Genomic DNA, 12,274 nt, shown 5'->3' on the forward strand with positions numbered 1-12,274 from the left:
TTGTTAGCGTGTTGCGCGTCATTCACCTACGATAGGCAGACAGAGATAGGGCATGGCCTCGCCAGATAGCGTGAAACTTACAGTCGTGATCATCAACGGCGCTCGGATCACCTGGCTGCGAGGCTCGCCCCCTTTTTTCTTGAAAGAGTCCTCAGGAGGATGTCATGGCGGAGATGAACCCCGCGCGCGATGCTTGGCTGGCTGCCTTGGAATTGCTGCGCATGCAGGGCGACCTCTCCGATTCACAATCCGCTTTTGTGCGCATGGCCCACCCGCTGGCCACCGCCGAGGACATCTTCATGATCGTGGTGGGATCCGAGTTCGTGAAGAATTGGATCGAAGAACACGTTGCTGATCTTATGACCGGGGCGCTGTCCAATATTCTTGGCCACAACATTCGCTTGGTTATTTCCATTGATCCAAGCGTCAATGAATCCCCGCTCCCGGCTGCGGAACGCCGCGAATCCCGCCCGGTAGAGACCGCTCCGGCTCCGCGCCGCGCGGAAACTCCCACCGCACTATCCCCGGATTCGGAATGGAATCAGTCCGCTACCTATCGGGATTTCACCCGGGAGGAACCGGGGGGCTACCCGGAGCTTCCCGCCGAGCCAGTGGCCGCTGCTGCGCCGTCGGCCCTCAGTTCCCCGCGCGTAACCGCACCGCACGTACCGGCGCCACACGTAACCGCACCGGTCGAAAAAACTGAGCCAACCTCGCTCGCAACTTTGGCGATGGCCTCCGGGGAAGAAAAAATTTACGGGAATTCCGCCGATCCTTCTTTCGCGGCGATCTCCACGGCCGCCGGGCTCAACCCGAAATACACTTTCGATAATTTTGTGATTGGGGATTCGAATCGTTTTCCGACCGCAACTTCGCTAGCGGTTTCCGAGGCACCAGGAACTACCTACAATCCGCTTTTTCTCTATTCGGATTCCGGGATGGGGAAAACCCATCTCATGCACGCGATCGGGAATTATGCGCTCTCGCTCTACCCGAATATTCACGTGCGTTATATCAGTGCCGAAGAGTTCACCAATGCTTTTATTAACGCGGTACGTGACGGCAGGCAAAGCGAATTCAAGGATTCTTTCCGCAAGGTCGATATTTTGCTGATCGACGATATCCAATTCATTGGCGGGCGTGATACCACCGTGGAGGAGTTCTTCCACACCTTTAATGCTCTCACGAATTCCAATAAGCAGATTGTTATTACTTCCGATGTGGCCCCGAATCTACTCAATGGCTTCGAAGAGCGGATGCTTTCGCGTTTTAACTCCGGGGTGGTGGCCAGTATTGACCGCCCGAATCTGGAAACCCGTATCGCTATTCTGGAAAAGAAAGCGCATGTGGACGGCATTAGCGTGCCGCGCGAGGTGCATGAATATATCGCCACGCATATGACCACAAACGTGCGCGAAATGGAAGGCGCACTGCGGCGGGTCACCGCTTTCGCGGATCTGTCTAAGCAGCCGGTTTCGCTCACGCTATCCGAGATGGTTCTCAAGGATCTTATTACCAATCCGGATTCGGTGGATATTAAGCCGAGCCTCATTATGGCGCAAACGGCGAATTACTTCTCCATCACCATTGATGATCTCACCAGCGCGGATCGTTCCCGGATTCCGGTGACCGCGCGGCAAATCGCCATGTACCTGTGCCGGGAAATGACGGATCTTTCTCTCCCCAAGATCGGTTCGCTTTTCGGCGGACGCGACCACACCACCGTCATGCACGCTTATCGAAAAATCGATAAGCAGATGGCCGAGCGGCAGACCACCTATAACCAGGTATCCGAGCTTTCCGTGCGTATTAAGCAGGCCGCCAGCCAGGCGGAGTAACGCTGTAGCTCGCGTTTCGTCCGTGCGGCACGTTTAGTGCGGCACTTTGAATTCGGCACATGTAGTGCGACTAATTTAGTACGACGACGCTGCCATCTGACTAAGCAAACTCCGCTATCGAAGCGACTTTTAGGCTTAGCCCAGACCTTTACAGCGCTTTGCACCACTGGTGCGGCGCGCCTACCCCCAAAAACCTGACTAAATGAGCCAAGTCATGTTTCGAGTCCGGCTCCTCATATGTCACGTGCGGTTCACGGCCCGCCTCACAAGCGCCCCTGTTTCCTCACCCACATTACGTGCAGGAAAGCTATCCACAGGTCTTGCGGATAAGCTGTGGATACGAGCGTAAATTAAGCGGATCGGCGAGATCTAGCGGTGGATAGCCATTTGAGGAAAGTGTCTCATCCCCCGAAAGCCGCTATTATCCACAATGCCGTCCACAGGCCCATCCACAAGCAGGATCCGCATGCTCACGCCGTTTCGAACACATTTCCACAGTGTCCACAGCACCTACTACTACCACTACCTATTAACACTCGCACGAACAACAAACGGTCGCCGAGGGCCTGTGCACCCGCCGCGATAAACTACACTGTTGTAATTACAAAGCCGCTAAATTCTTTTCCTTCCGGGCCCTCCCTCGCGTAAAGTAGCTCTAGAAGTTCTTGTCATTGGGAGGAAGGTTCGCTGTGAAATTGCGGATTGAACACGATGTCTTCGCGGACGCCGTCTCGTGGACGGCACGCACTATCCCCACCCGCCCTTCGCTGCCCATCCTCTCCGGGATCAAAATTGAAGCCAAAGACACCGGCGTCGTTGCACTCTCCTCGTACGATCCTGATATTTCCTCCTACGCTGAAATTACCGGTGATGTAGAAGAAGCCGGAACTATTTTGGTGCACGGGCGTCTGCTGGCTGAATATGCCCGCGCACTCCCCAATAAGCCCATTGACCTCACTGTCGAAGGAACCAAACTTGATCTCCAATGCGGCTCTTCGCGCATGGTCATGACCTCGATGCCGCTGGAAGATTACCCGGCCGCTCCGCCCCTTGACGGGGTATCGGGCGTGGTTGATGGTGCGGCCTGGCAGCATGCGGTAGCCCAGGCTGTCACCGCCGCCTCCACCGATGACACCCTCCCGCTCCTCGTCTCGGTCTGCATTGAAATCAACGGTGAAAATATTGCCCTCATGGCAACTGACCGCTACCGCCTGGCCATCGCTAACCTCACCTGGGAACCGGAAGATCCGCAGATTTCCGCGCGAATCCTGGTGCGGGCCAGTCGGCTTTCCGATATTGCGAAGTCCCTCGGTTCCGTCGGTAATGTGCGCATGACCCTGGATACCACCGGCCGTACCGGCCTCATTGGTTTCCGGGCTGCGGACCGCCAGAATGTGGCTCGCCTTATCGACGGCGATTACCCGCAGGTTCGGGCTCTCTTCCCGGATACCGTCAATGGCTACGCTGTGATTGATCGCCTCATGTTGCTTGATGCCATCAAGCGTGCGCGGCTCGTCGTCGAAAAAAATAGCGCGGTGCGCCTAAGCTTTAGCGAGGGCAGCGTGGTCTTGGACGCCGGTCAAAACGATTCGGCGCAAACCAGCGAAGCACTGCCGGCAACCCTCACCGGAGAAGACATTGCGATGGCTTTCAATCCGGCCTACCTGCAAGATGGCTTGACCGCGGTAGATACGCCCTTCGTGCGCCTGTCCTTCACCAGCCCCACGAAACCTGCGGTTATTACCGGCCAACCCGAAGAAACCGGCTCCGATACGGATGAGTTCCGCCTCCTCCTCATGCCGATTCGCACCTATTCCTAAGGCGCGGGTGTGAGTGTACATCTCTGACTTAGCGCTGGCGGATTTTCGTAACTACCGGCGTGAAGTGGCTCGTTTCCGCCCCGGGGTGACTATCCTCGTGGGCGAGAACGGCCAGGGGAAAACCAATCTGGTGGAGGCTATCGCCTATCTCGCCACTCTCACCTCCCATCGAGTTTCTTCCGATAATGCCCTGATCCGCCAGGGTGCGACCGCCGGCGTGGTACAGGCCCGGGTGGTGCGTGGCGAATCACCGACCACCGTGGAAGTGGAAATTTACGCTGGGCGCGCTAATCGAGCCCGCCTCAATCGCGGTAATGTGCGCCCGATAGAAATTCTCGGCACGATCCGCGCGGTGCTCTTCGCACCCGAAGATCTCTCCCTGGTACGTGGAGAACCAGCGGTACGGCGCGCTTTCCTGGATGACCTTATGGTGCAGCTGCGCCCGCGTCTAGCCTCGGTGAAAAGTGAATATGAACGGGTGATCCGTCAGCGCGCCGCCCTCCTGAAAACTGCCGGAGCCTCGCGCCGCCGCGGACAAGCAGTGGATCACGCCGCCATTGATGTATGGGATGAACAGCTGGCCGCACTTGCCGCCCAGATCGTGGCCGCCCGCGCCGAATTGGTGGCGCGGCTCCGCCCGTATGTCACGGATATGTACAACATTGTGTCCGGTAACCGCGGGCACGCCCGCCTCGATTACGCGGCGAATGCGTGGCGCGGCACTTTCGCCCTCCCTGATGCTGCCGCACTGTTAAACGACGCCGCCGCCAGCTGCCAGGCCGTCACCGCACAAGAAGAGGCGCTGCGGGATGTGGAAACCGCCCGGTCTCTGCTGCGTTCTCAGCTGGATGAACGCCGGGATCAAGAAATTGAGCGCGGCGTGAATTTGGTGGGTCCGCACCGCGATGACCTGCGCTTATCTTTAGGAACCCTGCCGGCCAAAGGCTACGCCAGTCACGGGGAAAGCTGGAGTTACGCCCTCGCCTTGCGTCTGGCCTGCTGGAAGTTACTGAGCGAGGATAGCGAACCCATTCTCCTTCTCGACGATGTTTTTGCGGAACTTGATGCCCGGCGCCGGGAGCGCCTAGCTGAACTGGTGGCCCAGGCTGACCAGGTGATTGTTACCGCCGCGGTGGGCGATGACCTGCCCGAAAGCCTGCGCGGGGATCGCCTCCATATCGCGGCGGGCAGCATTACCGGTGAGCTTCGTGACGGTGCGTTGACCGAAGAAGCGAACGGTAGCGCGGTAACCGAGGAGGTGCGCGATGGCGCGTGAGGCTGGAGATCTCTTCGCGCTTCACGCCTTGGATGCCGCCCGGGAAGCGGCCTTCCGGCGCGGGGATGTGCGTACCCGCCGCCCCGCCGCGGCACCCCGTTACACTGCGGCGAATAGCACGGGCGCAGCCGGAGAACCCGGCGTGGCGGATCGCATTGGCGATCCGGTGGCTAGCCCCGGCCCGGGTTGGGGTGATGTGGGATCCGGGGCCCGGCCCTCCTGGCGCGACCCGCATCCGGTAGGTGAACTCCTGGCTCGCACCATCCGCGACCGCGGCTGGCAAAGCCACCTCGATATCGCCTCCGTTTCCGCGCGCTGGGAAGATATTGTGGGACCGAATGTAGCACGGCACTGCCGTATTGAGGATTTTTCCGACGACGGCGTTCTCACTCTGCGCGCTTCCTCCACCTCGTGGAAAACCCAGATGCGCGCGCTCCTCGCCACCCTTTCCGGGCGGATTGCCGCTGAAATAGGGGAGGGGATTGTCAAAGATATTGTGATTCTGGGTCCGCATCGGCCCAGCTGGAAGCACGGGCCGCTCTCCGTTCCCGGGCGCGGGCCCCGGGATACTTACGGATAGCCAGGCGCACCGATGCTGGCTATTCCCAGCCCAGGGCATGTAGGGCGTCGTCGTCCAAACCGTAAAAATGTCCGACCTCGTGGATAATGGTGACCCCGATTTCCTCCACTAATTCTTCGCGAGTTTCGCACCAGCGCATAAGCGGGCCGCGGAAAATAAAGATGCGGTCGGGAAGTAAGCCGGCATCATCACCGCGCTCGGTCAGCGCTACCCCATCGTAAAAACCGAGCACCGCGGGTAGGCCGTCCTCGTCGTAATCCTCCGGGCGGAGCATATCCGGCTCGGGTTCTTCCTCCACTAAAAACACCACATTGGGAAGGGAAGCAAGAAAAGCCTCGGGCAGCAGATCGATGGCATCGGCCACCGCCTCCTCGAATTCTTGCTCGGACATCTCCAGCACAGCGGTCCTCCGTCTCAGTTTCATAGCTGCTTATAGGCTAGAATAGACGAGGGACTCTCCAGCGTAGGTACCTACCAGAACGGCGGTCAACGCGGGAGAGGCCCATTTTTGAGAGTTAGCCTGAAGGAGTGTTCCGCGCGTGTCGGAAACAACGAGTCATCCCGAGCCGGAACAGCACCCGGTTCAGCAGAGCCCTGCGCATCACGTCGGCGAAGTATCCCCCGATCAATCTTATGATGCATCGAATATTACCGTCCTCGAAGGCCTCGAGGCGGTGCGCAAACGCCCCGGTATGTATATTGGCTCCACCGGGGAGCGCGGTTTGCACCACCTGGTCTACGAAGTCGTGGATAATTCGGTTGACGAAGCGCTGGCCGGCTATGCGGATACCATCACGGTGACCCTGCGTGAGGATGGCGGGGTTCGCGTGGAAGATAACGGGCGCGGTATCCCCGTGGATATGCACCCCACCGAAGGGCGCCCCGCGGTGGAAGTGGTCATGACCGTGCTGCACGCCGGCGGTAAATTCGGCCAGGGCGGCTACGCGGTATCCGGTGGCCTCCACGGTGTGGGTGTGTCCGTGGTGAACGCACTATCCACCCGAATGGAAACTATCGTCAAGCGCGATGGTTATGTATGGCGGATCGCCTATGAAAACGGGGTTCCCACCCGGGAACTGGAACGCGGGGAAGAAACCACCGAAACAGGAACTACCCAGACTTTCTGGGCCAATCCGGATATTTTCGAAACTACGGATTACGATTTCGAAACGCTGCGTAAGCGTTTCCACCAGATGGCCTTCCTCAATAAGAACCTGCGCATCAACCTCATTGATGAGCGCCGCTCCGCCACCTCGGAAGGTGATGAAGTCACCGGGGCGGAAGGTGAAACCGCGGCGGAAGTTCCGGCCCGGCGCGAAGTCTCCTATTGCTATTCCGGCGGGTTGCTCGACTACGTCAAGTTCCTCAACTCGATGAAAAAGTCGGAGATCATCAATAACGACATCATCTACTTCGAAGCTGAAGATGATGAGAAACAGATCGAAGTGGAAGTGGCCATGCAGTGGACCTCGGCCTATTCCGAATCGGTCAATACCTTCGCCAATACGATTAACACCACCGAAGGCGGAATGCACGAAGAAGGTTTCCGCTCCGCCCTCACCTCGGTTATTAATAAGTACGCGCGCGAACATGGGCTCCTCAAAGATAAGGACCCGAATCTTTCCGGTGATGATGTGCGCGAAGGCCTCACCGCGGTGATCTCCGTAAAACTGGGTAATCCCCAGTTCGAAGGTCAGACCAAAACCAAGCTCGGGAATACCGAAGCGCGCACCTTCGTGCAGCAGCAGATGTACACCCAGCTCAGCGACTGGCTCGATTCACACCCGGCGGATGCCAAAGAAATTATTCGCAAGGGTACCCAGGCTTTTGCCGCCCGCGCGGCCGCCCGCAAAGCCCGGGAAGCGACCCGCCGCAAGTCTGTGCTGGAATCCGCCTCGATGCCAGGCAAGCTTAAGGATTGCACCTCGAATAAACCCGAGGAATGCGAAATCTTCATCGTGGAGGGTGATTCCGCCGGTGGTAGCGCCGTGAACGGGCGCGATCCGGAACACCAGGCGATTATGCCCATCCGCGGCAAGATCCTTAACGTGGAAAAGGCCCGCCTGGATCGGGCGCTTTCCTCGGATACCATCCAATCGCTTATCACCGCTTTCGGCACCGGCATCGGTGATGAATTCGATATCGATAAGCTGCGCTATCACAAGATCATTTTCATGGCCGATGCGGATGTGGACGGCTCGCATATTGCGACTCTCCTGCTCACTCTGGTGTACCGCTATATGCGTCCGCTTATCGAAGCCGGGCATGTATTCCTGGCTATGCCCCCGCTCTACCGCATCAAATGGACGAATGCCCCGCATTCCTACGTGTTCTCGGATCGGGAACGCGATGAGGTGCTCGAAGAAGGTAAAGATAAGGGCTGGCGGCTGCCCCGCGAAGAATCCCAGCGCATCCAGCGCTATAAGGGTCTGGGTGAAATGAACGCGGAAGAACTGTGGGATACCACCATGAATCCGGAATTCCGCACCCTCAAGCAGGTCTCCATCGGGGAGGCCGCCGCAACCGACGAAACCTTCAGTGTTCTCATGGGCGAAGATGTGGATTCTCGCCGCGGCTTCATTCAACGTAATGCGCACGACGTGCGCTTCCTCGATATCTAGGATTTGTCATCATTATGAGCGAAAGCGAAACGACGTCCACGTATAATCACGGCGCGATTATGGAGGTGGATCTCCAGCGCGAAATGGAGAGTTCCTACCTCGATTACGCCATGTCCGTTATTGTGGGTCGCGCGCTGCCGGACGTGCGCGATGGCCTCAAGCCCGTGCATCGGCGCGTTATCTACGCGATGTACGACGGCGGATACCGGCCTGATTCCTCCTTCTCTAAGTCGGCGAAAATCGTGGGCGATGTTATGGGGCACTACCACCCGCACGGTGATGCCGCGATTTACGACACCATGGTCCGCCTGGCCCAACCGTGGTCCATGCGCTACCCGCTGGTGTCCGGGCAGGGCAATTTCGGTACCTCCGGTGATCTGGGGGCGGCTGCCCCGCGGTACACGGAAGCACGGATGGCTCCCCTCGCCCTGGAAATGGTACGGGATATCAAGGAAAATACGGTTGATTTCGAGCCGAATTACGATGGCTCGCTCATGGAACCAACCATCCTCACCTCCCGCTTCCCGAACCTGCTCGTCAACGGCTCCGAAGGTATCGCGGTGGGTATGGCCACCCGCATCCCGCCGCATAACCTGCGCGAAGTGAATGACGGCGTGCAGTGGTACCTCGCCCACCCGAATACTTCCCGGGAAGAACTCCTGGGCGAGCTCATGCGCCGTATCAAGGGCCCGGATTTCCCCACCGGGGCAACGATCCTGGGGACTCGCGGTATTGAGGATGCTTACCGGACCGGGCGCGGGTCCATCACCCAGCGTGCGGTGGTGGAAGTGGATGAGATCGGCGGCCGCACCTGCCTGGTCATCACCGATCTGCCCTACCAGGTCAATCCGGACCGTTTGCTCGACAAAATGGTGGAGGGTATTAAGGATGGCCGCCTCCCGGGTATTGCTGATATCCGTGATGAAACTTCGGGGCGTGCCGGCCAGCGGATCGTCGTCGTTCTCAAACGCGACGCGGTACCGAAGGTAGTCCTCAATAATCTCTACAAGCACACTCAGCTGCAAAATAATTTCCCGGCGAATATGTTGGCGCTGGTGGACGGGGTGCCGCGTACGCTTTCCCTCGACGGTTTCGTGCGGCACTGGGTCGCGCACCAGATGGATGTGATCCGCCGGCGCACCGAATACCGCCTCAACGAAGCCCTCAAGCGCATGCATATCCTCGAGGGCTACCTCAAGGCTCTCGATGCTCTTGATGAAGTTATTGCGCTGATTCGTGCTTCGGCTACCGTGGATGTGGCCCGCACCGGCCTCATGGAGCTCCTCGATATTGATGAGGATCAGGCCAATGCGATTCTGGAAATGCAGCTGCGCCGCCTGGCCGCCCTGGAACGCCAGAAGATCCTGGATGAATACGAAGAAAAGCGGGCCCTCGTGGAGGACTACCGCGGGATCCTGGCTTCGGAGGATCGCCAGCGTTTCATTATTTCCGAAGAGCTGCAGGCCATTACCGATAAGTACGGTGATGACCGGCGCACCACCATCCTCCCCTATGACGGGGAGATGAGCGTGGAAGACCTCATTCCCGAAGAAGACGTGGTGGTCACGGTCACGCGCTCGGGTTACGTCAAGCGCACCAAGGTGAGCGAATACCGCGCCCAGCATCGCGGCGGCAAGGGGATTCGCGGGGCTTCGCTGCGCGTAGACGACGTAGTCGATCATTTCGGGATTGCTTCTACCCACGATTGGCATTTGTTCTTCACGAACCTCGGGCGGGTCTACCGTCTCAAGGGTTACGAACTTCCCGAAGGTGGGCGTGATGCTAAGGGCCAGCACGTGGCGAATCTACTGGCCTTCCAGCCCGGCGAAACGATAGCGGCGGTGCGCTCGATTCGTAGTTACGACGACGCGAAGTATCTGGTACTCGCCACGAAGTCCGGGCTGGTGAAGAAGACCCCGCTCCAGGATTACGATTCCCCGCGCTCGGGCGGTTTGATTGCGATTAAGTTGCGCGAGCTGGCGGATGGGAGCAGCGACGAGGTGGTGGCCGCCTCCCTCGTGGATGATGCCGATGACCTGCTGCTCGTCTCCCGCCACGGGATGTCTTTGCGTTTCACGGCGAATGCGGAATCGCTGCGGCCGATGGGCCGGGCGGCTTCCGGGGTGACGGGTATGAAATTCCGCGGGGATGATTCGTTGCTGACCATGGATGTTGTGCATGATGATTCCCAGGTTTTCGTGATGACGGAACAGGGCTTTGCCAAGCGGACCAGCGCGGATGAATACCGGGTGCAGGGGCGTGCCGGTATGGGTATTAAGGTGGCGAAGCTGACCGAAGCCCGCGGGGATCTGGTGGGCGCGCTCATGGTGTCCAGCGGTGATGAAGTGCTCGCTATTATGGAATCGGGCAAGGTGATGCGCGCCGCGGTTGATGAAGTGTCGCTCACCGGCCGCAACACCCAGGGCGTTACTTTCGTGCGGCCCGATAAGGGTGACAGAATTATTGCTGTCGCGCGTAATGCTGAGGTGGAGATAGAAGAAGATGAGGTCCCCGCCGCCGGCGAGCAGGCGGCAGCGGAGGAACCGGCTACCGAATCGGAATCGGCGGAACCTACGGCGGCTACGCAACCGGAGGAACCTACGGCACCGGCCGCGGAAACCTTGGAGAACTGAGATGACAGATACACAACACATTCCGGAACATCAGCCCGGCCGCGGGCGTGATGCCGCGGGATTGGAGGCAACCCGGGTGCGTGGCGCCATGCCGATGGCCGCGGAGGGCCACAGCGGTCCGGCCGTTGCTTCCGCACCTGCGCATTCGGCTCCGCGGTACGACGGCGCAGCTGGCGCCCCGAGCCGGGGCGCCAGCGGGTCAGCCGCCGGGGCGGGGCGTCCGGCTGCTACCGGGCAGCGGGCGAGCGCCTACCCGCGGGTATCCGCTCCGGAAGGTGCTGCCCCCGCGAAGCAAACCGTGGGAATCCGCCGGATTCGGATGACCATCGCCAAGGTGGAGCCGATGTCCGCCATGAAAATCGGATTCCTGCTGTCCGTGGCGATTGGCGTGATGATCGTGATCGCGATGATGCTCATCTGGTTCGTGCTGGACGGCATGCACGTGTTCTCCCAAATGTCGGATCTTTTCGACACCCTTGGCAATGAAGAATTGCTGCGGGTGGGTGAATACATGGAATTTGGCCGCTGGATGGCTTTCGCTGTGCTGGTGGGGATTATCCATATTGTGCTTCTGACCGCGCTCTCCGCGATCGCGGCACTTATCTACAATCTCTTCGCGGCTCTGGTGGGAGGACTGCGCCTGACAGTCACCGATGAGTAGGGCGCGCGTCCCGTGGTGGCTGTGGGTTATTCGCTATCTTGTGCTGGCCCTGGGCCTATTCATTATGGGCTTCGGTATCCAGCTGGCTATCGCATCTGACCTGGGTACCTCCCCCATTTCTTCGCTCCCCTACGTGGTCTCGCGCATCACCCCGATTTCGGTGGGCACCCTGACCGGGTGCATGCACGTGGCATTCATCGCGATCCAGGTGGCCTTGCTGCGCCGCGAATTCCCGCCGCTAGAATTCTTGCAATTACCCATGGCTGTACTTATGGCCACGGGTATCGACGCGGCTGGCGCGATCCTCGGCCCGATCACGTATTCGAGCTATACCCAGCAGTGGCTGCTGTGCCTGGGCGGGGTGGCGGTGCTCGCGGTAGGAATCTGCGTGGAGGTGAGCTCCGGGGCGGTCGTCAACGCCGGTGAAGGCGTGGTCATCGCGATCTACCGGAAAACAGTGCGCCGCTTCGGCGTGCATCGCTGGACTAATTTCGGCGCCATCAAGGTCTATAACGACGCCGCCCTGGTTGCTCTGGCCACCGCATTGTCGCTCGCGGTGCTCGGGGAGCTCGTGGGCGTACGCGAAGGCACCCTCGCGGCGGCGGTGCTCACCGGCCCGGCCATCCGCCTGGTGACTCCCTGGCTCGGGGTGCCGCTACGCCGGCTGCTGCGGTTGGCCTAGCCACCTGCCTGCTGCTACGGCTGAGCTAGCCATCTGCAGGCTGCTATGGCGCGTTTAGCCACCAGCCGGCCGGGCGCGCCGGCTTCGCCGGCGCCGGCGTCGTCGTAAAAAACGCGCGTGCGGGTGCGGGAAAATGCGCGTGCGGGTGCGGGAAAACGCGCGA

Annotated in this window: 9 protein-coding genes; 8 read left to right on the forward strand and 1 reads right to left on the reverse strand. The window is 59.6% G+C overall.

Annotation, left to right across the window (positions count from 1 at the left end):
• The first annotated feature begins 164 nt into the window (after positions 1 to 164).
• From dnaA to HMPREF9237_RS02035, 4 genes are all read left to right on the forward strand, one after another.
• A complete protein-coding gene (gene dnaA, locus HMPREF9237_RS02020; RefSeq protein ID WP_016442053.1) occupies positions 165 to 1,838 on the forward strand; it encodes a chromosomal replication initiator protein DnaA in 1,674 nt (557 codons plus the stop codon).
• A 689-nt stretch (positions 1,839 to 2,527) separates the two neighbouring features.
• Complete coding sequence (gene dnaN / locus HMPREF9237_RS02025) at positions 2,528 to 3,658, forward strand: DNA polymerase III subunit beta (protein ID WP_016442054.1); 1,131 nt, start codon at positions 2,528 to 2,530, stop codon at positions 3,656 to 3,658.
• Positions 3,659 to 3,671: 13 nt separating this feature from the next.
• Complete coding sequence (recF, locus tag HMPREF9237_RS02030; RefSeq protein ID WP_016442055.1) at positions 3,672 to 4,934, forward strand: DNA replication/repair protein RecF; 1,263 nt, start codon at positions 3,672 to 3,674, stop codon at positions 4,932 to 4,934.
• Positions 4,924 to 5,514, forward strand: coding sequence for a DUF721 domain-containing protein (locus HMPREF9237_RS02035; RefSeq protein WP_016442056.1), 591 nt, complete (start codon positions 4,924 to 4,926; stop codon positions 5,512 to 5,514). The genes recF and HMPREF9237_RS02035 overlap by 11 nt, the downstream gene beginning before the upstream one ends.
• Before the next feature lie 19 nt (positions 5,515 to 5,533).
• On the opposite strand, the gene HMPREF9237_RS02040 is transcribed toward HMPREF9237_RS02035, so the two are convergent.
• Complete coding sequence (locus HMPREF9237_RS02040; protein ID WP_231366691.1) at positions 5,534 to 5,905, reverse strand: metallopeptidase family protein; 372 nt, start codon at positions 5,903 to 5,905, stop codon at positions 5,534 to 5,536.
• A 148-nt stretch (positions 5,906 to 6,053) separates the two neighbouring features.
• Here HMPREF9237_RS02040 and gyrB point away from each other — a divergent pair, with 148 nt between their 5' ends.
• Genes gyrB through HMPREF9237_RS02060 form a run of 4 tightly spaced genes read left to right on the forward strand, consistent with a single transcriptional unit; the run spans position 6,054 to position 12,111 of the window.
• Positions 6,054 to 8,135 carry a DNA topoisomerase (ATP-hydrolyzing) subunit B gene (gene gyrB, locus HMPREF9237_RS02045; protein ID WP_016442058.1) on the forward strand — a complete coding sequence of 694 codons (2,082 nt, stop codon included), beginning with the start codon at positions 6,054 to 6,056 and terminating at the stop codon, positions 8,133 to 8,135.
• A 14-nt stretch (positions 8,136 to 8,149) separates the two neighbouring features.
• Entirely contained in the window at positions 8,150 to 10,768 is a 2,619-nt protein-coding gene (gene gyrA / locus HMPREF9237_RS02050) for a DNA gyrase subunit A (protein WP_016442059.1), read from the forward strand.
• A 1-nt stretch (position 10,769) separates the two neighbouring features.
• Positions 10,770 to 11,429 carry a DUF3566 domain-containing protein gene (locus HMPREF9237_RS09690; protein ID WP_016442060.1) on the forward strand — a complete coding sequence of 220 codons (660 nt, stop codon included), beginning with the start codon at positions 10,770 to 10,772 and terminating at the stop codon, positions 11,427 to 11,429.
• A complete protein-coding gene (locus HMPREF9237_RS02060; RefSeq protein ID WP_016442061.1) occupies positions 11,422 to 12,111 on the forward strand; it encodes a YczE/YyaS/YitT family protein in 690 nt (229 codons plus the stop codon). Before HMPREF9237_RS09690 ends, HMPREF9237_RS02060 begins: the two co-directional genes overlap by 8 nt.
• Positions 12,112 to 12,274 lie beyond the last annotated feature (163 nt).

It is taken from the genome of Actinotignum schaalii FB123-CNA-2, from assembly GCF_000411135.1.
Classification (GTDB): domain Bacteria; phylum Actinomycetota; class Actinomycetes; order Actinomycetales; family Actinomycetaceae; genus Actinotignum; species Actinotignum schaalii_A.